The sequence below is a fragment of the Romboutsia timonensis genome (genome assembly GCF_900106845.1).
In the GTDB taxonomy this organism is placed as follows: domain Bacteria; phylum Bacillota; class Clostridia; order Peptostreptococcales; family Peptostreptococcaceae; genus Romboutsia; species Romboutsia timonensis.
The window spans coordinates 1,570,678-1,597,600 of the sequence record NZ_LT629850.1; the positions used below are offsets into that span (position 1 = coordinate 1,570,678).

The 26,923-nt window shown below is 26.1% G+C and carries 23 protein-coding genes; 3 read left to right on the forward strand and 20 right to left on the reverse strand.

The genetic code is table 11. The features are described from left to right. Positions 1–109: 109 nt before the first annotated feature. Together BN7997_RS10140 and BN7997_RS10145 are read right to left on the reverse strand one after the other, a co-directional pair. Entirely contained in the window at positions 110–925 is an 816-nt protein-coding gene (locus BN7997_RS10140) for an HAD family hydrolase (protein ID WP_071120671.1), read from the reverse strand. Between the two features lie 158 nt (positions 926–1,083). Next, on the reverse strand, positions 1,084–3,144 hold the full coding sequence (locus BN7997_RS10145) for an ATP-dependent DNA helicase (RefSeq protein WP_071120672.1): 2,061 nt from the start codon (positions 3,142–3,144) through the stop codon (positions 1,084–1,086). A 282-nt stretch (positions 3,145–3,426) separates the two neighbouring features. On the opposite strand from BN7997_RS10145, the gene BN7997_RS10150 reads away from it, so the two are divergent. After that, a complete protein-coding gene (locus tag BN7997_RS10150) occupies positions 3,427–4,068 on the forward strand; it encodes a hypothetical protein (RefSeq protein ID WP_071120673.1) in 642 nt (213 codons plus the stop codon). Positions 4,069–4,292: 224 nt separating this feature from the next. On the opposite strand, the gene BN7997_RS10155 is transcribed toward BN7997_RS10150, so the two are convergent. The 9 genes from BN7997_RS10155 to BN7997_RS10200 all read right to left on the reverse strand — a co-directional run bounded on the left by BN7997_RS10155 (position 4,293) and on the right by BN7997_RS10200 (position 14,842). Then, positions 4,293–4,514 (reverse strand): YdbC family protein, encoded by a 222-nt coding sequence (locus tag BN7997_RS10155; protein ID WP_071120674.1) that lies wholly within the window; start codon positions 4,512–4,514, stop codon positions 4,293–4,295. A gap of 99 nt (positions 4,515–4,613) precedes the next feature. Continuing rightward, positions 4,614–5,771: an MFS transporter gene (locus BN7997_RS10160; RefSeq protein WP_071120675.1), complete on the reverse strand. Its 1,158-nt coding sequence runs from the start codon at positions 5,769–5,771 to the stop codon at positions 4,614–4,616. Positions 5,772–6,112: 341 nt separating this feature from the next. Further along, positions 6,113–6,631, reverse strand: coding sequence for a serine O-acetyltransferase EpsC (gene epsC, locus BN7997_RS10165; RefSeq protein ID WP_071120676.1), 519 nt, complete (start codon positions 6,629–6,631; stop codon positions 6,113–6,115). A gap of 55 nt (positions 6,632–6,686) precedes the next feature. Further along, positions 6,687–7,583 carry a cysteine synthase A gene (gene cysK / locus BN7997_RS10170; RefSeq protein ID WP_071120677.1) on the reverse strand — a complete coding sequence of 299 codons (897 nt, stop codon included), beginning with the start codon at positions 7,581–7,583 and terminating at the stop codon, positions 6,687–6,689. Between the two features lie 549 nt (positions 7,584–8,132). Beyond that, on the reverse strand, positions 8,133–8,933 hold the full coding sequence (locus BN7997_RS10175) for a CPBP family intramembrane glutamic endopeptidase (protein WP_071120678.1): 801 nt from the start codon (positions 8,931–8,933) through the stop codon (positions 8,133–8,135). Positions 8,934–9,189: 256 nt separating this feature from the next. Then, on the reverse strand, positions 9,190–10,380 hold the full coding sequence (locus BN7997_RS10180; protein ID WP_071120679.1) for a DUF819 family protein: 1,191 nt from the start codon (positions 10,378–10,380) through the stop codon (positions 9,190–9,192). A 432-nt stretch (positions 10,381–10,812) separates the two neighbouring features. Beyond that, positions 10,813–12,285: a protein adenylyltransferase SelO gene (locus tag BN7997_RS10185; protein WP_071120680.1), complete on the reverse strand. Its 1,473-nt coding sequence runs from the start codon at positions 12,283–12,285 to the stop codon at positions 10,813–10,815. Positions 12,286–12,659: 374 nt separating this feature from the next. After that, positions 12,660–13,307, reverse strand: a complete 648-nt coding sequence (locus BN7997_RS10190) for a protein adenylyltransferase SelO family protein (RefSeq protein WP_083335088.1) — start codon at positions 13,305–13,307, stop codon at positions 12,660–12,662. 746 nt (positions 13,308–14,053) lie between these two features. Then, positions 14,054–14,842, reverse strand: coding sequence for a protein adenylyltransferase SelO family protein (locus tag BN7997_RS10200; RefSeq protein ID WP_071120682.1), 789 nt, complete (start codon positions 14,840–14,842; stop codon positions 14,054–14,056). 399 nt (positions 14,843–15,241) lie between these two features. Here BN7997_RS10200 and BN7997_RS10205 point away from each other — a divergent pair, with 399 nt between their 5' ends. After that, complete coding sequence (locus BN7997_RS10205; RefSeq protein ID WP_071120683.1) at positions 15,242–15,793, forward strand: hypothetical protein; 552 nt, start codon at positions 15,242–15,244, stop codon at positions 15,791–15,793. Between the two features lie 184 nt (positions 15,794–15,977). Beyond that, entirely contained in the window at positions 15,978–16,805 is an 828-nt protein-coding gene (locus tag BN7997_RS10210) for a DegV family protein (RefSeq protein ID WP_071120684.1), read from the forward strand. Between the two features lie 108 nt (positions 16,806–16,913). Here BN7997_RS10210 and BN7997_RS10215 read toward each other — a convergent pair whose 3' ends face one another. From BN7997_RS10215 to BN7997_RS10255, 9 genes are all read right to left on the reverse strand, one after another. Continuing rightward, the gene (locus tag BN7997_RS10215; RefSeq protein WP_071120685.1) at positions 16,914–17,534 is read right to left on the reverse strand and encodes a 3D domain-containing protein; all 621 of its coding nucleotides are present in this window, start codon (positions 17,532–17,534) and stop codon (positions 16,914–16,916) included. A 642-nt stretch (positions 17,535–18,176) separates the two neighbouring features. Next, the gene (locus tag BN7997_RS10220) at positions 18,177–20,081 is read right to left on the reverse strand and encodes a PTS fructose transporter subunit IIABC (protein WP_071120686.1); all 1,905 of its coding nucleotides are present in this window, start codon (positions 20,079–20,081) and stop codon (positions 18,177–18,179) included. Between the two features lie 26 nt (positions 20,082–20,107). After that, positions 20,108–21,043 carry a 1-phosphofructokinase gene (gene pfkB, locus BN7997_RS10225; protein ID WP_071120687.1) on the reverse strand — a complete coding sequence of 312 codons (936 nt, stop codon included), beginning with the start codon at positions 21,041–21,043 and terminating at the stop codon, positions 20,108–20,110. Between the two features lie 138 nt (positions 21,044–21,181). Beyond that, positions 21,182–22,945: a BglG family transcription antiterminator gene (locus BN7997_RS10230; RefSeq protein ID WP_071120688.1), complete on the reverse strand. Its 1,764-nt coding sequence runs from the start codon at positions 22,943–22,945 to the stop codon at positions 21,182–21,184. A 164-nt stretch (positions 22,946–23,109) separates the two neighbouring features. Next, positions 23,110–23,742 (reverse strand): PglD-related sugar-binding protein, encoded by a 633-nt coding sequence (locus BN7997_RS10235; protein ID WP_071120689.1) that lies wholly within the window; start codon positions 23,740–23,742, stop codon positions 23,110–23,112. A 541-nt stretch (positions 23,743–24,283) separates the two neighbouring features. Continuing rightward, complete coding sequence (locus BN7997_RS10240) at positions 24,284–25,084, reverse strand: urease accessory protein UreD (protein ID WP_071120690.1); 801 nt, start codon at positions 25,082–25,084, stop codon at positions 24,284–24,286. After that, positions 25,077–25,703, reverse strand: a complete 627-nt coding sequence (ureG, locus tag BN7997_RS10245) for an urease accessory protein UreG (RefSeq protein WP_330385898.1) — start codon at positions 25,701–25,703, stop codon at positions 25,077–25,079. Before ureG ends, BN7997_RS10240 begins: the two co-directional genes overlap by 8 nt. A gap of 12 nt (positions 25,704–25,715) precedes the next feature. Further along, positions 25,716–26,417, reverse strand: coding sequence for an urease accessory protein UreF (locus BN7997_RS10250; RefSeq protein WP_083335089.1), 702 nt, complete (start codon positions 26,415–26,417; stop codon positions 25,716–25,718). A gap of 23 nt (positions 26,418–26,440) precedes the next feature. Then, positions 26,441–26,911, reverse strand: a complete 471-nt coding sequence (locus BN7997_RS10255; RefSeq protein WP_071120692.1) for an urease accessory protein UreE — start codon at positions 26,909–26,911, stop codon at positions 26,441–26,443. Between the last annotated feature and the right edge of the window lie 12 nt (positions 26,912–26,923).

Here is a 26,923-nt window from a genome sequence, read left to right on the forward strand (position 1 = left end):
TTATTCCCGCCAGTAAAGACTCTTAGTTTATACTAAGAGTTTTTTTATGTATAATAAATAATATAAATACACCTCTTAATAGCTATTTTGCCTTGAGGTGTATTTGTATTTAATCTATTGTTGCATATTCATTTTTTAAAACATATTTTTTAATAGTTTCAATTACTCCATTTTCATTATTAGTAAAATCTGTTTCAAAATTTGAAACTTCTTTAATTTTTTCATGACCATTTTTCATAGCATAGCTATAGTATGCATTTTCCATCATTTCTAAATCATTTAAGTAATCACCAAATACCATAGTTTCTTTTTTACTAATATTAAATTTCTTTTGAATTATATCTATTGCAGTTCCTTTGTTAGCATTACTACTATATATATCTAACCAATTAACTCCAGACGGTCTTACTATTATACCTGGTAAGTTAAATTTAGCAAACTCTTTATAACTATTAGTTTCTGTATTAACTAAATCATATATATTTACCTTAAATATTAAGTCTTTAACATTATTTAAATTATCTACATTAATTACGCTATCTTTATTTAAACATATATCTCTAATCTGATTTGCAATACTTTCATCCTCTATATAAAAACCTCTATCGCCAGATAAAGTTACATAAGAATTTGAAATATTTCTACCTATACTTATAAGCTTATCTATTGTATCTTTATCTAAAGTATTACAATAAATACATTCATCTCTATAATAAACACTTGAACCATTATCACAAATAAATATTATATCATTTTTATATTTCTCAAATCTATGTACTGCTTCTCTATAATTTCTACCACTTGCAATTGCAAATTTAATATTTTTTAAATTTAGTACTTCTATAATATTTCCAAACTCTTTTGGAATATTTCCATTATTGTCTAGTAATGTTCCATCCAAATCTGATGCAATTAATTTAATCATAACTATTCCCTCCCCCCTAATTTTATTTATATTAAACCTTAGCTATAAAAATTCACTTCGCTTAAACAACGTGTATGCGAAACATTTCATTTCCCCAACCATATATCCGTTGCTTGAGCCACTGCGTGGGCGAAGCATTTGAAATTTTATTAAATATATTATTTATTATTATCTATAAAGCTTTTAACTCTATCTAAGCTTCTTGTTGCAGTTTTTTTGTACTTAAAGCTACTAAGTACTTTATTCTTATAAGTAGCAGTTGATAATCTTTCATCTAAAATACATATTACACACTTATCATCAACACTTCTTACTCCCCTACCCACTGCCTGTTTTAATGTTATTATCATTTGTGGAAGCATGAACCTAGCAAAATAGTTTGGTCTCATTTTTAGTTTTTGATTAACTGGATCTCCTGGTGATGTAAAAGGCAATTTATCTATAACTATACATCTAAGTGATTGCCCTGGTATATCTATTCCTGTAAAAAATGATTTAGTAGCAAGTAAAGTACTATGATAATCTTCTTTAAATAATTCTGTAAGCTTATTTCTTCCCATATCACCTTGTGCATAAATTTTATGACCTATATTTTTTTTAAGTAATTCTCTTTTACATAAACTTAAATTTCTATTAGAAGTAAATAAACAAAGCACTCCTCCATCTGTAGCCTTTATTATTTTTTCTATTTGATTAGTCATAGTGGCTTCAAAGTTTTCATCATTTCCTGGCACTGCATCCTTTGGAAGATACCATAGTTCTTGATTTGTTAAGTCAAAGGGTGATTTACCCATAAACTCTACTACTTTATCTTTGTCTATTAAATTAAATCCTAAGTTGTTTTTTAAGTATTCAAAATTACCATCAACACTTATAGTAGCTGAAGTTAATATACAAGTTTTCTCAACTCCATCTTCTTCTTTTTCTAAAAAGTATCTTTTAAAAGTTTGTGATACATCTATACTTTTTTTACCGAGTACTACCACACCTTTTTCTATTTCAACCCACATTACTATGTTTTTATCCTGTAATATATCATCTACTCTATATATCATTTCTACCATATTTTCTATAGTAGTTATAAGAGTTTTTGTTACTACTAAAGCTGATTTAAAATCATCATTTCCACCATCGTCTTTTGGTGCATCCTCATTATTTTGGTTTTGTCCTTCTATATCTAAAACTTGTTCTACATTAAGTTTTACTTTTTTCAACCTTCTAATAGTGTCATTTAACATAAACACTAGATTTTCATTATCTGGTAAATCTTTTTGACTGTCTATTATTTTAGCTCTTAGGTATATAGTTTTTTCATATCTTTCTTCTATACCTTTGAAAAACTCCTTAGCATAGTTTGATAATTTTTCTGTATTTTCAAGTCCTAGTATTTCATTTTTACGACCTAGTTTATTTTCTATTTCTTTTATCTTTTTTTCTATATACTCTACAGTACCTATACTTACTTGACTTGCATTAAACTCCCTAAGTATATCTTCTGCTTCATGAGCTTCATCAAAAACTATAAGTGATGCATCATTAAATACTGCACTATTAGCATTCATACAACTAAATAACATATGATAATTTGTAACTACAACTTTTGCTTGTTGTGCTTTTTTTCTGTGTAAAGTATAAAAGCATTTATCTTTGTATGGACAAAAATTTGACTTACACTCTACACTATCTACTGTAGTTAGTTTTCTCATTTCATTACTTAATAAAAAGTCACTTTTAGTTAAATCTCCATCTTCTGTTTTTTGATAATAACTCCATAATCTATCCATTTCATTTTTATTAGTTAATGTTTGTTTTGCAAAAAAGTCTTCATCTTCTAGCTTATCCATACATAAAAAGTTACCAATTCCTTTTAATACTGCTGGTTTTATATTATTTGAAACTTTCTTATTTGGATATAATTCATCAAAAACATCTAATACAAAGGGCAAATCTTTGTTATATAACTGTTCTTGAAGTGATATATTTGAAGTAACTAAAACTATTCTTCCATCATAACCAGTTTCTATTAAATTCTTTATACTAGGTATTAAGTAAGATATAGATTTACCAAATCCACAAGGCCCTTCTAATATAAAGTGATTTTTATCTTTTATAGCTTTTTCAAGTAATATTGCTGCTTTTATTTGAGATACTCTTTTTTTATAGTTTTTATTTTTCTTTTTTAATATTCCGTTGTCTTTAAATATTTCCTTTATGTCCATAGTTATTACCTCGTTATATTATTTATCCTTTTATTGTACCATATATATCACGGTTATTTTTAGCTATTATATTTTTAAAATACTAAAGTATTATAAAAAATCTATACGGTTTATATTAATATAGATAAAGCTAATTATAAAAAATTAACTTTGTTTATATATATAATTAATATTTTTTATATTTTTATGAGTATATAGTAAATTTTTCAAATATTTCAAACTATAATCTTATATTATATGAATTGTTTAGGCTAATCCATTATAATCAGAAGGTGGGATTTTATGAATGAGAAATATATAGGTATTATTATTCAAAACCAAGATGAAAAAATCCTTTTATATGATGATACTTATTATATAAAAATTAAAGTAAATGAAAATGATAATATAAATAAGATTATAGCCTCTAAAATAAAGGAAACTGTAGATATGAATCTATTTAAAATAATTGAAACTTATGTTTATACTCCGGATTCTAAATTAGTTGACCTAAACATCATATCTGATGAAAAATTTATTATATATTTGGTAGAGGTCTGTATATATCATAATGAATTTAACTTTATCAAAAGAGAAGATTTGTTAGAAATTATTACTAATCATAGTGAACGAGATTTTTTCAAAAAAAATTTTGTAGATCATATTTTATATGAAAGATCTTCACGCTCTTTTATATTTAACAACATATTAATTATGTTTAATTTATTAATATACTTAGGCTTTTCTATTTCATTATCTAAAGCTACATTTTTTGCTATGTTATTTCTAATATTTAGTTCATATTTTATTATATCTAAATATGTGGTTCCTAAGTTCGTAAGATTTTTAGTAAACTCTAAAATTAGTACAAATACTATTAATAAACTTGATTTTCTTTCTTGTTTTTTATTAATCTTTCTTCTTATAAATATATATATTTTATAGTTTACTTTTTTTTAATAATAATTAAAAAGTCAAAGAATACAGTATTAAATTATTATATTCTCTGACTTTAGTTTACATAACTTAATTATTAAAATTTTAACTTCCTAATACTTAAAATTTTAATAAATTAAACTATCATACTTCAATCTTATTGCTCAGACTTATATCTAAAATTTATCATAATTGGATAATGATCTGATAAATCTACCCCTTATTGTATTTATTTATATATCCATATTATTTAATAATTTTTTAAGCTCTCTTAACTCATTAATAGATAATGTTATACCCTTACCCATTTTAGCATGATCTGGTGCCCAATCTCTTAAATCATATTTAGCTTCTCTATTATTCCAGCTTATAAGATTTAACTCTTTTGTCCACCCCGTACTACTTTCTGATACTGCTCCAATTTCTTCTACTATATCATATTTTATATCTGCCATTTTTATAATCCTTCTTTCTCTACTTAGTTTATCTAGTAAATAATATACCATTATTTTACAAATTTCTAAAATAATATATACTATCATTATAGTATAATTTTACTGTATATTTTTTCCACAATTTATACTTTTTCTAAAGTATATATATATTCCTCCTATACCTATAGATATTATAAAAAAGCAAGCTATAAATGCATATTTTAAATATATATCTGCATAAAAACCTATAATTATATTTATAAAAGCTGATATAATACTACCGAGCATTGAATATATAGATAAAATAGTAGCTCTATTTTTAATTATAGATTTATTCTTAATATCTAAAGCTATAGTAGATACAATAGATATTAATCCACTTAAAAGACATATAGCAATTATACTTATAAATATATTTCTTGTAAATATAAGTATAGCTACACATATTAGCATTATATTTAACATAAATTTTAATGTTTTATTTTGACCAAATTTTTCGCTAAGTATATAAGTTTTACAAGATAGTATTCCTAAAATCTCTGAAAATGCACTAATATAACCTAAATATTTAATATTAAATCCTATCTCTTCAAAGTGTATTTGACCTAAGTTTATACTTATACCATATGATATTTCAGATATTATAGCTATTGATATAACAAATACTAATATCCACTTTACATTACTAAAATCTTTAAAACTATCCTTTATTATTAATGATTTTTTATGATTTGATTTTTCGATCTTAACATCACTTGCAAAACATATTAATATAACACTTATACCATATGAAATAGTCGTCATAAATACTGCAACTTCCATTGATATAGATATGAAAAAATATGATGTTATAGCTGAAATAAAAACTGCTAAGCTATTAAAAGCATTGTACCTTCCAAATATTTTTTCACTCTCATTTTTGTTACATACATTATATAAAAACGCTGTATCACATCCTGAAGCTCCAGATATTCCAAGAGCTGTAAGTATTGTTTGACATAAAAATCCTACAAAACCATTGCAAAATAATAAACTAACTCTTCCTAAGAAGAATAGTAAATAAGATATAATTAAAGTCCTCTTGTAACCATATTTATCTGCAAAGTATCCCCATGGAATTTCAGTAATGACTACTATAAATAACAATATAAACTCTAAAATAAAAAACTGACTTACAGATAATCCTCTTTCTATTCTATATAAAAGGCTTATTGGTGCATAAAACACTAATCCTTGTAAAAATGATATTATATACATTAACTTTAAATTTCTTTTCATAAATTTGCCCCCTAGTTTTATGTTTAACTATTAGGGGCTTTAACATCTAGCATAAATATGATCCCTCCTAACTTTAAGTCTATATATTTTATATTTTTATTATATCTAACTATAATAATTTATGCATTGATATATTAAGTAAATAATCTGTTGTGCTAAGTTTTACTAAGCATATTAAAATTACTATATAAAGTTTTTTAACTAGCAAAATATAGCTTACTAGGCTCTAGTATTTTCAATAATCATACTTAACTAGCACAAGTAGCTAAATAGTATAAAAGTACTAAGTATAAAATAGATTGTTCTCTATTTATATTTAGTACTTTTATTAACTATATATATTATTTATTTATCTTAACAACTTTACCTGGTATACCAACTACAGTAGCACCTTCAGGAACATCATCAAGAACTACAGAGTTAGCACCTATTTTAGAATTTGAACCTATTTTTATATTACCTAATACCTTTGATCCTGCTCCAATTACAACATTATCGCCTACAGTTGGATGTCTTTTTCCCTTTTCTTTGCCTGTACCACCTAAAGTAGTTCCATGATATATTGTTATTCTATCACCAAGTTCTGCAGTTTCACCTATAACAACACCCATCCCATGGTCAATTAATATTCCTGCTCCAAGAGTTGCCCCTGGATGTATCTCTATTCCTGTTAAAAATCTTGCTATTTGAGAAATTAATCTTGCTAAAAAAAGTAAATTTTTCTTATATAAAAAATGTGAAATCATATGTGCTAATCTAGCGTGTATCGATGGATATAACAAAAACACTTCTAACTTTGTTCTAGCTGCCGGATCATTTTCCATTATATATTCTATATCTTTTTTAATTTTATAAAACATTTAAATCGACCCTTTTTTATTAAAATTTACTTTCCTTATTGCATAAATTATATAATTAAAATATTCCCATAGACATATATTTGTCTATTCCATCTGGTGCTACTGTAACTATCTTTTTATCAGGATACATTTCACATAATTTTAATGCCGCATATATATTAGCTCCTGATGATATTCCAACTAATATACCTTCCTTTTGTGCCATTATTCTAACACCTTCATAACTTTCTTCATCAGTTATAGTCATAACTTCATCTACAACATTTTCGTTATAATTTTTAGGTATAAATCCAGCCCCTATTCCTTGTATCTTATGAGATCCTTTTTTATTTTTAGATATAACTGGTGAACCTTCAGGTTCAACTGCAACTACTTTTATATTTGGATTTTGCTCTTTAAGATATTTACCTACTCCGCTTATAGTTCCGCCTGTTCCAACACCACATACAAATATATCTATATCCTTAACTTGATTATATATCTCAACACCTGTTGTTTCATAATGTGCTAAAGGGTTATATTCATTGTCAAATTGTTTTAAACTTATATAATTTGAATTTTCACTTAAAAGTTTATTCATCTTTTCTATAGAGCCTTTCATACCTAAAGACCCATCTGTTAATATAAGCTCAGCTCCATATGCTTTCATAAGAGTTCTTCTTTCTACACTCATAGTTTCTGGCATTACTATAATAACTTTATACCCTTTTAAACTTCCTATCATAGACAAGGCTATTCCTGTATTTCCACTAGTTGCTTCTACTAATACATCACCTTTTTTTAATAGTCCATTTTTTTCAAGGTTTTCTACCATATAATAAACTGCCCTATCTTTTATACTCCCTGCTGGATTATACTTTTCTAGCTTTACATATAGATTAGAATTTCCTATATTATTTAATTTAATCATAGGAGTGTTTCCAATCATATCTAATACATTATTATTTATCATGCTAATCCCCTTCCACTTTATTTAGTTCATTTATTCAATTCATACATTTAAGGTATTTTCATAGCATTTTAGTATGAATTTATACCTATTATATTTATAGATATTCAATTTCTAAAAAGTATAATATACTTTTTAATATAAAATTTATAATTATTTAATTTTAAATGTATAATCTTCAAAATCTAGTCAATAATTTAAATATAATCCTCATTATATTACTCATAATATGCTCATTATTTTTTTATTTTTTATACTCCACAAAAAAGACAGGTTTTTAACCTGTCTTTTTACTATCTATTTAATGCTTTTATTACAAATTGTATACAAACATTTTTAAAAAGAATCCTTTTCTCAACTTACATTATCTATACTTTAGTCTATATAGTAAAGATATAGTCCTTGCTATAAATTTTATAAAACTTTTAAATAAATGTATAACTTCTATATATTTGGGCATAATTTAAATACATCCTTATTATATTACTCATACTCATTTAATAAATATTTTTCATATTCCATAAAAAAGACAGGAATCGGGACCTGTCTTTTTTATATACTATTTATTAATTTTTCACTAAATACTAGTTTATTTTTAGAAAATGTATTCTTTTTCTGCTTTTTTATGATAATAGTCCATAATATAATTGATATTATAATATTTATAGGATTACAAAACAAATATACTTTTGATATATTTATTCCCATAGTAGAAGATGCTATAATTATAAAATTCCATAAAGTATGAAAAATTGCCAAAGGCAATATATTATTTAATATAATAGCCAGTGGTACAAAAGCAAACCCTAATAAACTTGAAGCTATTACATTAACTAAAGCTTGAATTAATGTTTTTCCAGCAAATATTGTTGTAATGTGCATAACTGAAAATCCTAAACTACTTATAATCATTGCACTTATTAAAGGTATTTTTCCCTTTAATGTGTTTAGTAACATTCCTCTAAACATTATCTCCTCTGAAAATCCTGCTATTACAGTTCCTATGAATATAAGAACTATACTTATTAAAGTAGTACTATTAAAGTATGATATGTTTTTATAAATCCCTTCTATAAATTTATATAACATGGATATTAATATAAAAATATATGGTATAAACCATACTAACTTATCTTTTTTTATCTTTGAAAATCCTATATTCTCCAATTTATAGAATTTTTTTATAATATAAACTATATATCCTGATGATATAAGTTGAATTATAGAATTTCCTATTAATTGAGCTAATTTATTATCGCTTGTGATATCAAAACTACTCATTATCATTGATCCAATTATCATTATAAGTTCATAAACTATTATTGATCGTATTGATATTTTTAAATCTTCCAAAGAATCCCTCCAATCCCTTTATTTCATTATATTATAACATAATTTAACATTATTCTCCTAATCATATTAATAATATAGTTTCCTTATACGTAAAAAGCCTTAAGTTAAATACTTAAGACTTTTTACTATTTAAAACTTTATAAATCTAGATTTCTTTGCTTTAATTTCTCTTTATTTATTAATATTAAACATATAAAAAAGGCTAGACTTTGGATACATCCATAGTTCTAACCTTTTTAACTATTTATAACTATTACTACAAAATAATTTGAAGTATATGTCCAACAATTATTCCTGCATAATTTCCTAAAACATATCCCCATACACCAGCTATCATTGTAGGAACTATTAAACTATTCCATCCTTTAGCTATAGCCATAGCCACAGCTGTAGTTGGACCTCCTATACAAGCATTCGATGCAAGTAATAGTTCGTCTAATTTAAACTTAAACATTTTACCAACTAGTAAAGTTACAACTAAATGTATAGACACTGCTAATATACAGAAAATTAATATAAATGCACCATTTTTTATTATTTCAGATATAGATGCAGGTACTCCAAGAACTACAAAGAATAAATAAATTAAAAATGTACCTATTTCCTCAGCTCCGTTAATTTCTTCTAATTGTTTAGAGAACACTGTAGCCACTATTAACATTAAAGTTGTCATTATTAGATACATATTTCCCAAAATAGAATTAGCTATTTTTAATATCATATTTGAAGTAGGTATTATTGCTGAGATATATTCAGATAATAAATTAGATAAACTTGCTACTGAAAAAGCAATTGCTAAAGAAACAGCTATATCCTTTAATGATATCTCTTTTTTTGTCCAATATGTAGAACTTCCTCCACTACTTTCTTCACCTTCTGTAGCCATACCCCATTTGTTTTTGAAAAATAATATTGAAGGTATTGACATAGTTACAAAGAAATATACAGCCATAACTAAATTATCAGCTACTATTGTTGCATTAGTTATATTTTCTGGAGTTTTAAAAGCATTTGTCATGGCAACAAAATTAGCTCCTCCTCCAATATATGAACCTGTCATCATTCCAGCTATCTCAGCTATATGTGGTATTAGTGAACTTAGTAAAAATGCTGATATAAACGTACCTGCTACTGTTCCTAGTGCTGATACATGAAATGCACCTAACATTTTTCCACTTTCATTTTTAACCTTTTTTATATCTGCTTTTAATAATAAAAGTGGTATTGCAACTGGTACTACATATGTCCAAACTGAATCATATACACTACTTTCTGTTGGTATTATTTTTAGATTTGCAAATATAATTGCTCCTAATAATGCTATAATTGCACCTGTTACCTTAGATGCCCATTTGTATTTTTGTTCAAGTACTATACTTATCGCAGACCAAACTACTAAGAACGTCCATAGCATCCACGTATTATCACTACTTATAAATGAGTTCATATTATCTCCTCCTCTTTATGTCTTACTCAAAGTGGATTTTACCATATATGATATATTTCATCATAGGACCACTCCCCTTGCTTTTTCAGTATATAGTGGTCTATAAAATAATAATAGGATACCAACATTGGTATCCTATTTCATAATATATAAAAATTATGAACCTTAGTTGTATATTACATATCTTAATAACAAAAACTAACATAGTCTAATTTTAATATATCATAAATTATAAAATTATTATATATAAATATTTTTAATATTAGTTTCTTAAAAGAGTAACATATGTATAGGCAAAATCATACAGACTTAATAAAATAGCTAGACATTTGAATATTAATGCCTAGCTATTTTTAACTATTATAAATCTCATAATTATCTAACAGAACTTTTATTTATAATATTACAAATATATTTTTTAATAATTTAATTTTATGTTCCACAATATGTTTTATAAGGACAACTTGAAGGTTTTGGAAGAGTTGTGTAATCATCTTGATCATTTGAATAATCATATGGTCTTGAAAGTACATTAAGAAGCTTCATCATAACACTTAAATCCCCTTTATCAGCAGCTTCTATTGCTTCTTCTACTCTATGATTTCTTGGAATCACATAAGGATTAGATTCCTTCATAAGTTTATTAACTTCTTCACTTGAATTTGGTTGTCTTTTTAGTCTTTCTTGCCAACTATCATACCAATTTTTAAATTCATCGCTAATAAACATACCTTTATCCATATTATTTTTAGTAGTTAAAGAAACAAAAGTATTAGTATAGTCTTCGTTATACTTTTCCATCATACTAAGTAAATCTTCAATTATAGCTTTATCTAGCTCTTCTTTATTAAATATACCAAGCTTTGATCTCATTATAGATATCCAATTATTGTAATATATCTCATCGTAATCAGAAATCGCCTCTTGAGCTATATTTATAGCTTCATTTTGATCTTCATCTAGAAGTGGCAATAAGCTTTCTGCAAATCTACATAAATTCCATCCTAGCATTTTAGGTTGATTTTTATATGCATATCGACCATATACATCTATTGAACTAAATACAGTATCTGGATTATAAGTATCCATAAAAGCACAAGGTCCATAATCAATAGTTTCTCCACTAATGGTCATATTATCAGTATTCATAACTCCATGTATAAATCCAATACATTGCCATTTAGAAACAAGACTTGCTTGAGCTTTTATTACTTCTTTTAAAAAGTTAATGTACTTATTTTCATCATCTTCTATATATGGATAATGTCTTTTTATTGAGTAATCAGCTAATTCTTTAAGTTGTTCTTTATTTCCCCACTGTGATATATATTGAAAAGTTCCAAATCTAATATGACTAGACGCCACACGAGTTAGGATTGCACCTTCTTTTACAGTTTCTCTAATTACAGTTTCTCCAGTTTTTACTACTGCCAAGCTACGTGTTGTTGGAATTTTAAGATTATACATAGCTTCACTTATTATATATTCACGAATCATAGGTCCAAGCACTGCTCTTCCATCCCCTCCGCGAGAATATGGAGTTTTCCCTGATCCTTTAAGTTGTATATCATATCTTTTTCCTGATGGTGTTATTTGCTCTCCTATTAATAAAGCTCTTCCATCTCCGAGCATCGTAAAATGCCCAAATTGATGCCCTGCATAGGCTTGTGCAATAAAAGCACCTTTCTTTATAGTTTCACTCCCAGATAGTATTTTTACGCATTCCTCAGTTTTTAAATAATTACTATCTAATCCCAACTCTTTTGCTAATGTGTCATTTAAAATAATTAATTGAGGAGATGATACAGGATTTAAATTTATCTTACTAAAAAATACCTTAGGAAGATTTAAATAACTATTGTCTAGGTTCCATCCTATTCCTTTAGATTCTTTTTTATCTTTCATTTTTTCTCCTTTATATATCGCTTATTAATTTACATTATATTAACTTGTAACCTATATCAAACTTATGATATGTATTTTATATTAATTTATTATACCCTTATTAACCTTTTCCAATAATTTTCTTATCTTATTAGAGTTTAAATTATAACTATATCAAAGCCTAATAAAGAATTTGTAGTTCCTTTATCAGTTGTTGTTGATATATATTCACTCTATCCTTTTAATAGCAATACGTTAAAATACTTGTTATATCAAACTCCAATAAAATCAAATGTAAAATAGTAGTTTAACTTATTATTTATATTACTTTTTTCTTTTTTTATATCCAACATATTCTATATTTCGACACTTTATCATATAATATAATTTAGTAATTATTTNTGTCTTTTTATTGAGTAATCAGCTAATTCTTTAAGTTGTTCTTTATTTCCCCACTGTGATATATATTGAAAAGTTCCAAATCTAATATGACTAGACGCCACACGAGTTAGGATTGCACCTTCTTTTACAGTTTCTCTAATTACAGTTTCTCCAGTTTTTACTACTGCCAAGCTACGTGTTGTTGGAATTTTAAGATTATACATAGCTTCACTTATTATATATTCACGAATCATAGGTCCAAGCACTGCTCTTCCATCCCCTCCGCGAGAATATGGAGTTTTCCCTGATCCTTTAAGTTGTATATCATATCTTTTTCCTGATGGTGTTATTTGCTCTCCTATTAATAAAGCTCTTCCATCTCCGAGCATCGTAAAATGCCCAAATTGATGCCCTGCATAGGCTTGTGCAATAAAAGCACCTTTCTTTATAGTTTCACTCCCAGATAGTATTTTTACGCATTCCTCAGTTTTTAAATAATTACTATCTAATCCCAACTCTTTTGCTAATGTGTCATTTAAAATAATTAATTGAGGAGATGATACAGGATTTAAATTTATCTTACTAAAAAATACCTTAGGAAGATTTAAATAACTATTGTCTAGGTTCCATCCTATTCCTTTAGATTCTTTTTTATCTTTCATTTTTTCTCCTTTATATATCGCTTATTAATTTACATTATATTAACTTGTAACCTATATCAAACTTATGATATGTATTTTATATTAATTTATTATACCCTTATTAACCTTTTCCAATAATTTTCTTATCTTATTAGAGTTTAAATTATAACTATATCAAAGCCTAATAAAGAATTTGTAGTTCCTTTATCAGTTGTTGTTGATATATATTCACTCTATCCTTTTAATAGCAATACGTTAAAATACTTGTTATATCAAACTCCAATAAAATCAAATGTAAAATAGTAGTTTAACTTATTATTTATATTACTTTTTTCTTTTTTTATATCCAACATATTCTATATTTCGACACTTTATCATATAATATAATTTAGTAATTATTTGAAAGAAATGAGGATTTATATGAGAAAAAAACTTACGTGTATAGACATATCAAAACTACTTGAATTAAAAAAGATATTACTAGAAGAAAAGTTTTTGAAAATATCAACTACATTTTTCTTAATATTTGACCCAGTATGTATATCTATATTTAACAATTATATTAGTAAAGATGTTAACGAATTATACCTATTATTAAGATTTGTAATGATGTTTTTCGCATTATTTAATCTATTTTTATTTACATCAAATGAGTTTATAACATTTTGTTGTAATCCATCAGTTGAAAAAGATTTAAATAATTTACGTGACTTAGATATTGAAAAATATAAAGATGCTTCTAATATTTTTAGAAAAATATTTTTTACTCATGTTAAATATTTATGTTTAGTAATATTATGTGTAATTTGTTTATANCCAATACATTGCCATTTAGAAACAAGACTTGCTTGAGCTTTTATTACTTCTTTTAAAAAGTTAATGTACTTATTTTCATCATCTTCTATATATGGATAATGTCTTTTTATTGAGTAATCAGCTAATTCTTTAAGTTGTTCTTTATTTCCCCACTGTGATATATATTGAAAAGTTCCAAATCTAATATGACTAGACGCCACACGAGTTAGGATTGCACCTTCTTTTACAGTTTCTCTAATTACAGTTTCTCCAGTTTTTACTACTGCCAAGCTACGTGTTGTTGGAATTTTAAGATTATACATAGCTTCACTTATTATATATTCACGAATCATAGGTCCAAGCACTGCTCTTCCATCCCCTCCGCGAGAATATGGAGTTTTCCCTGATCCTTTAAGTTGTATATCATATCTTTTTCCTGATGGTGTTATTTGCTCTCCTATTAATAAAGCTCTTCCATCTCCGAGCATCGTAAAATGCCCAAATTGATGCCCTGCATAGGCTTGTGCAATAAAAGCACCTTTCTTTATAGTTTCACTCCCAGATAGTATTTTTACGCATTCCTCAGTTTTTAAATAATTACTATCTAATCCCAACTCTTTTGCTAATGTGTCATTTAAAATAATTAATTGAGGAGATGATACAGGATTTAAATTTATCTTACTAAAAAATACCTTAGGAAGATTTAAATAACTATTGTCTAGGTTCCATCCTATTCCTTTAGATTCTTTTTTATCTTTCATTTTTTCTCCTTTATATATCGCTTATTAATTTACATTATATTAACTTGTAACCTATATCAAACTTATGATATGTATTTTATATTAATTTATTATACCCTTATTAACCTTTTCCAATAATTTTCTTATCTTATTAGAGTTTAAATTATAACTATATCAAAGCCTAATAAAGAATTTGTAGTTCCTTTATCAGTTGTTGTTGATATATATTCACTCTATCCTTTTAATAGCAATACGTTAAAATACTTGTTATATCAAACTCCAATAAAATCAAATGTAAAATAGTAGTTTAACTTATTATTTATATTACTTTTTTCTTTTTTTATATCCAACATATTCTATATTTCGACACTTTATCATATAATATAATTTAGTAATTATTTGAAAGAAATGAGGATTTATATGAGAAAAAAACTTACGTGTATAGACATATCAAAACTACTTGAATTAAAAAAGATATTACTAGAAGAAAAGTTTTTGAAAATATCAACTACATTTTTCTTAATATTTGACCCAGTATGTATATCTATATTTAACAATTATATTAGTAAAGATGTTAACGAATTATACCTATTATTAAGATTTGTAATGATGTTTTTCGCATTATTTAATCTATTTTTATTTACATCAAATGAGTTTATAACATTTTGTTGTAATCCATCAGTTGAAAAAGATTTAAATAATTTACGTGACTTAGATATTGAAAAATATAAAGATGCTTCTAATATTTTTAGAAAAATATTTTTTACTCATGTTAAATATTTATGTTTAGTAATATTATGTGTAATTTGTTTATATAAAGGAACTTCAATAATTTTTAATTCAGATTACATAGTTTCTTCTCTTTGTATAATATTGCTTAATATATTGATTGGACTTGTTTCTATATTTATAAATAAAAAATCTAAAAGTATAAATATATATTTTTCAAATCTTATAGCTATAATTAAATAATAAATTAATATATAAATATCAAAGTTAAAAGAGTATGACTTGAAAAATTTTTAAGTCATACTCTTTTATAAAATCCTTCACATATCAATTATTTTGATTATCAAAAAACTGTTTACTTTTATGCTTGTTTCATGATACTATAATATTACTTAGTTAATCAAAGTATTTGGAGGACTTATAAATAATGATAAAAATATTATGTGATAGTATAACGGATTTACCAATTGAAATAATAAAAAAACACAATATAGATATAGTTCCACTAACAGTTATATTTAATGAAAAAGAATATTTAGACAGAGTTGATATAACTACTAATGAGTTTTACAAAATGCTTAGAGAAAATGATACTATGCCTAAAACATCTCAGGCTACATATGCTCAATTTGTAAAATTCTTTGAAAAATATAAAGATGATGAAATTCTGTATCTTGCAGGTTCATCAGCTGCATCTGGAACTTACCAAAGTGCCGTACTTGCAAAAGGAGATGTAGATGCTAATATAACTATATTTGACACTTTCAACCTTTCTATAGGTGCCGGTCCACTAGTTATAAAGGCCTGTGAAATGGTTGAAAAAGGATTATCTGTTGATGAAATAGTTAAGAACTTAGAAAACCTAAAAAATGATATAGAAGTTATATTCTCTGTTGATGCATTAGAGTACTTAAAAAAAGGTGGTAGAATATCATCTACTAAGGCTGCTCTAGGAAGTTTACTTAATATAAAGCCAATACTTAATGTTAAAGATGGTTTAGTTGTTCAAAAATCTCAAGTAAGAGGTAAAAAACAAATATTCACTAGTTTAGTAAATTCTTTAGTTGAAAAGTATGGGGATGATTTAACTGATAGAATTATTTTTCTTGGTTGTGGAGACAACAAAGAAGATTTAGAAACACTAAGAGAAACTTTATTAAAACATGCTAAGGTTAAAAATGTTTACGATGTTAATATAGGATGTGTTATCTGTTCTCACTCTGGACCTGGAGTAATAGGAATATCTTGTATGTAATCTAAAATTCGCTTTGCTCAAAATATTACTTATTACAAAAAGTAGCTTATGATTAAATAAGCTACTTTTTATTATTTACTAAAATATATTTTATATTAAGATTTTATATTATTTTAACATGTAGATAGTAATATTTTTTACTCCCCACTCATTACATTTTGCTTCACTTTCCATAAATATATCTATTCTATTACCTTTTATAGCACTTCCACAATCTTCAGCTGTAAATACCTTGTCAAACTCAGGTATATAAACTTTTGAACCATAAGGTATTACACTTGGATCAACTGCTATAGTAGTTCCCTCTGTAGGTACAGTACCTGTAGATGTTATAGTGTCTCCTGCATAAGCTGTAGCCTTAACATCTAAACTTACTGTGTTACTTTCATCAATATTAGATGCATCTATAACTTTATTACCAGCAGTTATATATTTTGTATAAACATATCCTACAGTATCATTTATTTTTACCTTACTCCAATCGCCTTCATAATCTAATATAGTTACACTAGTATTTTTATCTAATACTTTATAGATATCTGAATTTGTTGACGCTCCTTTACGGAAGTTAACTCTATCTGAATTTACGTATCCATTATTATATGTTAATTCTTGTTGATTATCATTTTGTGTATTATCATTATTGTTTATTGTATCGGCAAAGGCTAATCTGTTAAAGCCTAACATAACAGTCATAGCAACTGTAGACATGATTAGTTTCTTTTTCATAATAGTCCCTCCAATTTTTTGTTACCGTTTTGTTACTTTTAGTATATCGTAAAATCTCTATAATGTCTTAAAAAATATAAAATTACATTTATTTACTACTTATTACAACTATTTCTATTTCAATTTTCATATATAAAATTTTCATTATATATCAACACCTACGCCCTTTCTTAGCTCTCTTTTTCTTTATAATATTTAGATTCAAACTATATTTTTATAGTAAAAATAAACAATCTAGTTCTAAATTATGTAAACCTTAATAATAAAAAGCTCATATGGCTTTAGTGACGAGTCGTCGAATTAGTTTATACCGCCAATGATATTTCACTCGCTACCACTTTGAAAAACGTATTTAGCGAAATATTTCGGACACATCTAATGCTGAAATTATCATTTTTTATGTTTTAAATTTATTAATCTTATCCTAAAATCTAAAATTTTTATATCATAGTTTCTTATACGTAAAAAATTCGCTTCGCTCATGTCGCCAACGACTTTGTCCGTTGCTCAAAATCTTTTTTACGCTCAAAACCAGTTGATTGATATTACTTACATTCAGAAGTTATCCACATTTTTTAAAATATTATAATATCCTTAAGCGTAAAAAAGCCCTATAGATAAATTTCTATAGGGCTTTTTATTTTATGCTTCTTTATCTAAAGGCTTTTTTAAAACTGCTAATAAAGCCATACCTACTATTGAGCCAACTACTATTGCTACTAAATACATAATAGGATTTGTAACAACTGGTACAACAAATATTCCACCATGAGGTGCTCTAAGTGATGCATTAAATAACATACTTAATGCTCCTGTAACTGCTGAACCTACGGCACAAGCTGGTATTACACGAAGTGGATCTGCTGCTGCAAAAGGTATTGCACCTTCTGTTATAAATGATAATCCCATTACATAATTTACTTTACCAGACTCTCTTTGTTCCTTAGTAAATCTATTTTTAAAGAATGTTGTACAAAGAGCTATTGCAAGTGGTGGTACCATACCGCCTGCCATTACTGCTGCCATTATTTCATATTGACCTGCATCAAGTGATGCCACACCAAATACATAAGCAGCTTTGTTTATAGGACCACCCATATCTATTGCCATCATAGCACCTAATACTAAACCTAGTAATACTTTTGAAGTTCCACCAAGACTAGCTAAGAAGTTAACCATAGCATTATTTATTGCTACAACTGGAGGAAGTATTATAAATGTCATTATTATACCAATTAAAAGTGTACCAAATAGTGGAAATAATAATACTGGTTTTATACCATCTAAAGACTGTGGAAGTTTACTAAATAACTTTTTAAGTCCTACAACTAAGTATCCTGCTAAGAAACCTGCTATTAAAGCACCTAAAAATCCTGCTCCACCATCTTTTGCTATAGCACCACCAACAAATCCTACTACAAGAGCTGGTCTATCAGCAATTGAATAAGCTATATATCCTGCTAAAACAGGTAGCATAAAACTAAATGCTAAATCTCCAATACTCTTTAATGTTGCTGCTACTGGAGTGTTTGAACCAAAGTTTGCTCCACCTACTTGACCAAGCATTGTATCTATTAAAAATGCTACTGCTATTAATATCCCACCTGCAACAACAAATGGTAACATATTTGAAACACCATTCATTAAGTGCTTATATATTTTTCTACCAATGCTTTCATTTTCATTATCTTCATTATTTGATACTACATCACCACTGTGATTATAAATTGGTGCATCACCTTTTGATGCTCTTTCTACAAGTTCATCTGCCTTGTGTATACCATTAGCAACTTTAGTTATTATAACTTTCTTTCCATTAAATCTTGCCATTTCAACATTTTTATCTGCTGCTACTATTATACAAGTTGCATTTTCTATTTCTTCTTTAGTTAATATATTTTTAGCTCCTGAAGAACCGTTAGTTTCTACCTTTATAGATACTCCCTTTTTCTCTCCAGCCTTTGCCAAGCTTTCAGCTGCCATAAAAGTATGAGCTATTCCTGTTGGACAAGCTGTAACTGCAAGTACTGTAGGGTATTTAGAATCAACAACTACTTCTTCTACAACTTCTATTGATTCTTCAGGGAATTTCTCACTTTCTTTTTTATCTATTAGAGCTATAAATTCATCTACTGAAGTTGCATTTATTAAGCTATTTCTAAATTCTTCATCCATAAGTATTGTAGATAATCTTGATAATACTTCTAAGTGAGTATCATTAGCTCCATCTGGTGCTGCTATCATAAAGAATAAATGAGATAAACTTCCATCAAAAGATTCATAATCTATACCATCTTTTGATACCCCTGCAGCTAAACACGCTTTATTTACTGCTTTAGTTTTTGCATGAGGTATTGCAACCCCTTCTCCTATTCCTGTTGTACTCATTTCTTCACGAGTTATTATTGCTTTTTTGTATTCTTCTTTATTATTTAAATTTCCACTGTTTTCTACTAAATCTATCATTTTATCTATAGCTTCTATTTTAGTAGATGCTACTAGATCTAGTGTTACAGACTTCTTATCTAATAAATCTGTTATTCTCATTTTAATCACCTTTCTATGATTTAAATTTATAATACATTATCATATTTTATATTTTTAACTTCTATCTCATTTACTAACCTATCTATATAATCTTTAGTTGCTAAATCATTTGAAAATGCTGTAGCACTTCCACATGCTGCACCTAATTTTAAAGCTTCTTCATATTTATTAGTATTTAAGTACCCTGCAATAAACCCTGCAACCATAGAGTCCCCTGCTCCTACAGAGTTTTTAACAGTTCCTTTTGGTGTGTTACTTAAAAATACCTCATTATTTTCTGTAAGAAGTAATGCGCCATCTTTTCCCATAGATATTAATACATTTCTTGCTCCCATATCTTGTAGTTTTTTAGCATACCTAGATATATCTTCTATAGAGTTTAGCTTTACATTAAACATTTCTTCTAATTCATGATTATTTGGTTTTATTAAAAATGGATTATATTTTAATACATTTAATAATAAGTTTTTAGTTGCATCTACTACAATTTTTATATTTTTATCTTCTAATCTCTTCATTATATTTTCATATAATTTATCATCTACAGTAGATGGTATACTTCCTGCAAGGACTAATATATCATCATTTTTTAAATTATCTATTTTATTATAAAGTTTTTGTAAATCTTCTTCACTAATGTTTGGACCATTTCCATTTACTTCTGTTTCTTCATTACTTTTTATTTTTACATTTATTCTAGTAAATCCGTTTGAAAGTTCAATAAAATCGCAGTTTAGATTTTTTGCAATCATAGAATCTACTATATATTTCCCAGTAAATCCACTTATAAATCCTAGTGCTATATTTTTATATCCTAATTCGTTAAGTATATTACTTACATTTATTCCTTTTCCACCAGGATATATATTTTCTTCATTTACTCTATTTACACTACCATGATTTAAGCTATCTAACTTTATAACATAGTCTATAGATGGATTTAATGTTACTGTATATATCATCTATTTCCCTCCTCTTGTTTCTTTATATTTATATAATAAATTGAAAATGTTTTCCGTGAAAGCCAAAAAATTTCTCTTAGTTAAAAGAGAAATTTATCTATATTTATTATTTATTAATTTTTAATTTATATACTTTAATTATTTAAATAAGTTTATAAACTTTTCATAGCTTTTATTTTCACATATACTTATTACCTTGGCAATAGAGTCTACCCTTTTGTATATTTTTGAAAATACCTCTTCATAATCTAGTATTTTATCTTTATCTAAAGCAAGCATTATAATAAGTCTTACTTTTCCTACTTCCCAGGAAATAGGTTCTTTTAATATTCCTATAGCTACTTTATTTTCGTATACTTCTCCTTTAGCACCATGAGGTATAGCTACCATATTTCCGATTTCTGTAGTTGCTATTGTTTCTCTTTCAAAATATGATTGCCTCATAGTATCATCTATATATCCTTTTTCAACTAACTTTTTAGACATTATATCTATTACTTGTGAACGAGTTTCAGCTTTTATATCCTTAAAAAATAATTCACTGCTAAATAAATTTTGTATATCTAAATCTATATAAACATTTTCTGTTTCAATATACTTTTCTATTAGTTTTATTTCCTTGTCAGTAAGCATTGGAGATACTTTTATTACATTAACATTTTCTAAATTTACTTCAACTGTAGATATTACAAAATCTATATCTAAAACATTTACATAATCTATTAAATACGAAGGGATTACTTTTATTATTTCTAATTTTCCTTTAAATATATTCTCAAGCTTAGATTTAATTAACATGGATGTACCTACACCGGAAGTACATACTATTATAGTTTTATATACTTTTTTTTCGTCCCTTTTATCAATTCTTTCAAGTGCTCCACCTATATGAAGGGCAATATTTTCAACTTCATCTTCACTTATTTCCATATTTAAGTTTTTTTCTATTGTCTTTTTCGCTATTTTCCCAAGCTCAAAGGCAAAAGGATATTTAAGCTTTATTTCCCCAGCAGTTATTTCATATTGATTTATACCTAAATCAGCTCTTTTGTATAAATTACTTATATGATTAAATAAACACTCTTCAAATACTTTATCATGTGATAGATTTATAGATGTTGCAATATTTAAATCTCTACAAAATTCTTTTATAGCTTTTCTTATTAAAAGTTGTTCATCTTCACTTATAGGCTTTTCCTTTTTACTTTTATATTTTTTTATATATTCTTTTATAAAATCACTTTGATTAGTATTATTTCTACTTAAGTATATACTTATATAGTTTACTATATTTTTAAACTCATTATCTGTTAAAATCATATTTTCATAATTTAATGTATCTAATAAAATTTTCTTTAGGCTAAATAGATTTTCAATTATATTATTATCTAAAAAGTCTTTTATACTTAAACTATTATCAACTTTATTTGAATAATTTATTATAAATTTGATTATATCTTCTTCTGATGCTTCTATACAAACTCCCTGTTTATGTTTTGAACTTATTTTTAAATTATATTCATTTAATATTTTCTTAACTTCTTTTAAATCATTTTTAACTGTTGAAAGACTTACATACATAGAGTCTGCTAAATCCTCTAGCTTTATAGTATCTTTCTCTGTAGAACTTATATTTATAATCTTCTTTATTATGTATTCAACCCTATCATAATTATATAAATCACTATTTTTAATGTCTATATCATCAAGATTTCCTTCTATCTTATACCCTACACCTCTTATTGATACAATTTCACAATTTTTAAGTTCTTTATTTACCTCCTTTATTTCATTTTGTATGGTTTTTGTAGAACATCCTATTTCTTGTGATAGTGCAAGGCTACTTACAGGTTCTACTGAATTTAATAATATTTTTATAATGCTTAATGCTCTTGTATTCATAGTTTACTTCACCTTTTGGTTGTATTTAAAGTATAATTATATTTTAAATATACTCTACTTTTATTTTTCTTGTCAAATAATACAAAGCTATTACAATGATAAGTAACTTCATTTAACCATATTATAAATTTAAGTTTGAATTGATTAAATGAAGTTACTGCAATTTATAATTTTTTTATAATTTTCGCTGTAGTTCCTTCCATAAGACAATTGTCTCCTACATCTTCTATTACTATTGATGCGTTTTTAACTATACTTTTTTTGCCTATATATATCTTTGGTATTACTAAAACATCTCTACCTATACTAGTTAATGAATCTACCTTTACAAGCTTGCCTAGGCTAGATGATTGTAATAAATTAACATAGTCTTCAACTATAACTTCTTCATCTATTATACATCCATTATTAATTATTACATGATTACCTATTTTAGTATTATCTTTTATATTAACTTCATCCATTATTATACTTCCTTTGCCTATAGATACATTCTCTCCTATATGCGTTTTAGGATGAATAACTGTGTAATAATCAAATTCCTGAAATTTATCTGCTATTTCTTGTCTAGTCTTATTATTTTTTATAGCTATTATAAAACTAGTGTCTTCATCATTATACAAATTAGCATTATCTATTTTATCTAGTATTTTATATCCTTTTACATCATTTTTTTCTTCGTTATTATCTAGTATGCCCTTTATACTTATTTCCTCTCCAGATTTTATAAGAGCTTCTATACATTTAATAACTCTACGAGCATATACATCTGATCCTATAATTATTAAATTTGTCATAGACCATGTCTCCTTGATGTTTTTAATCAATTAATAGTATATAAATTTTGACTTTATAATCAAAAAAAATGCTTAATTTCACTTTATCTTATGATTTTAAAACATATTATGTTACTTATTCTGTGTAAGTTTTATAGTAATCGAACTTAATAATAAATGTACATAATGTGTATCAAATCAACATTTATCTTAGAACTTGTAAAATAATTATAGCTTACTTTTAAATATTATAATTAGTTTCATCAGTTGCTTGAGCTACTTCGTTGGCGAAGTATTTCAAAAATTTATTTTTTTGCGATTATCAGCAAAATTTTTCATACCATAATTTCATTATATATGCAAAAAAGAAGATTAACCTTTAAGGCAACCTTCTTTTTTAATAATTTTATTTTACATATTTAATTGTATTAATCTATTGTGCTAGTTATTTTACTAAGTATATTGAAATTACTATATAAAGTTTTTTAACTATCAAAATATATATTGATAGAATACAGTATTCTCAGTAATCATATTTTAACTAGCACAAGAGTTATATTATTTAATTTACATCTAAATCCATTAAGTATTCACTTATTTTATCGCTCACTTGTATTAATTTATCCGAACTGTATCCAAGTATCTTAATACTTATATAATTATATTGGGTGATAGAGGCAGCTCCCTCAACATCACTATTTTTTAAAATATCCCTAATAGTATTTAAAACTTCATTATTATTTGTAAAGTTTGCTATTAGTATATTTGCAAAATGAGTGTATCCTTCATACATACCGAAATTCTCTATATCCATCTCTTTTGGATTATAATTAGTATTATCTACATATACAAGCTTATTATCGCATTCAACTTCTACATATGATTTATAATATTTATATTTAAACTTTTCACCATGTGCTACTCTTCCACAATTTATAATATCCATAAATATTAACTTAGATGATGAATCTTCAAGTTTTATATTTATATTACTTTTAAAAGCAGAGTCTTTGAAAGGAATTGTAGGAAGTAAGTTATATCTTAAAAAGCTATTCTTACCTATATATATATCACAATCTCTAGTTGCCTCTTCATCTATCATAGTATGTATTTTTTCAAAAGACTGTGAAGTAAGTTCCATCTTAGTGTTATCACCTAAAGTTATATCATACTCTTGAACATCACCTTCTAAAGTTCCTGCTGAAGATGACATAATTATAACCTTTATAAAATCATCACTTTTATAAAATGGTGGAGCAACCTTAAATGGTGAAGTAAAATAAATATCATCAAGTATAGTTTTGCCATTTTTATTTAATGTTCTTATTTTTACCCTTGAAACTTCTGCATATTTATTACTCATACTGATTTAACCCTTCTAATAATACATTGGATTTTATCCAATCTACAACATCATCTACTCCTTCCATACCTCTAATATTAGTAAATATGAAAGGTTTATCATCTCTCATTTTCTTTGAATCTCTTTCCATTACAGAAAGATCAGCTCCAACATATGGTGCTAAATCAATTTTATTTATCACTAATAGGTCAGAACGTGTTATTCCTGGTCCACCTTTTCTAGGTATTTTATCACCTTCAGCTACATCTATTACAAATATTGTAGCATCTGATAATTCTGGACTAAATGTTGCTGATAAGTTGTCTCCTCCACTTTCTATAAATATTATATCAAGATCTAAAAACTTATTAGCTAATTCATCAACTGCTTCTAGATTCATAGAAGCATCTTCTCTAATTGCAGTATGAGGACATCCTCCAGTTTCAACACCAACTATTCGCTCCATTGGTAGTATAGAGTTTTTATGTAAAAACTCTGCATCTTCTTTTGTATATATATCATTAGTTATTACACCTATGCTATAATCCTTTGACATTACTCTTATTAATTTTTCTATTAAAGCAGTTTTACCAGAACCTACAGGTCCTGCTACTCCTATTTTTACGTAAGAAATAAAAATCCCTCCATTTCATTATGACATATAAAGTCTTGAGTAAAGATTTTCATGTTGCATACATCTTATATCAAATCCTGGTGTTGATAAACATAAATCATCTATTGTTAATTCATCTAACTTATTAATTACTTCTTCAAATATATCATGCGATTTATAAAGTAATTGCTGCCCTTGAGTTTGGCTAAGAGGAATACTTTTTACACAGTTTGTAATTGTTGACGATGTATAAGAGTATAGAAAGCCCTCTATTGCTCTTTCCCTTTCAATCCCTACTGACTGGCAAAATACTCCATATGCAACAGTATGCGTAGGTAAATTATTTTTACTTTTATTCACATAATCTAAAAAGTTATTATTTTTATAATTAATCTCAGTACTTAATAATGTTTTTATAAATCTTGAGCCTAATTTTTGACTTGCCAATCTTATTTCTTTAGGTGATTTACTTGCATTTAATATATTATCTAATCTTATTAGTTTATCTAAACGTTCTTTATCGGCATATTCATATGATAAATTTATAGCCAATAGTTCACTATACAAGAAGTTAAATTTTAAATTACACTTTAAATATTCAAATGCTGTATCTACATTTGTAACCAACTTCTTTTGTATATATGTTTCAAGGCCATATGAATGACTATACGCTCCTATTGGAAATAAAGAATCATTTATTTGAAATAGCATAAATAAATTTTTATCTATAGAACTTTTCATGTGTCTATCCCTTCATTAATATTTTAATGATGATGTGCATTTATAGATGATGATATACTTTTATTAAAATCAAATTGAATTTCTTCTACTGTAACATTTGCTCCTATTTTTTCTAGCATTTCTTTCATTGGCTCACTATATATTGTTATAAACTCATTGTGATTATCTCCTTCAAATAAAGTAGCATGTCTATTGCCTATCTCATAACAAACCTTTGGAACTAAATGAGTATCATCAACTTTAACAACTAATGCTTTATCTTTGGGGATATTAACAGCTATAACATTATCTTCATTTATAGATAGTACATCACCTTGACGAAGCCCTCTTGTTAATATATCATTATCTAATTTTATACCTACCTCAATTCCACTTTGGCTAGTTTTTCTATGAAGCTTTTTAAATGCTTCATGCCATTCAATATCTACATAATCAATGTTACTATTTTTAAATTGTTCATCATTTATATTTCCAATTACTTTTTCAACTAACATATAAACTCCTAT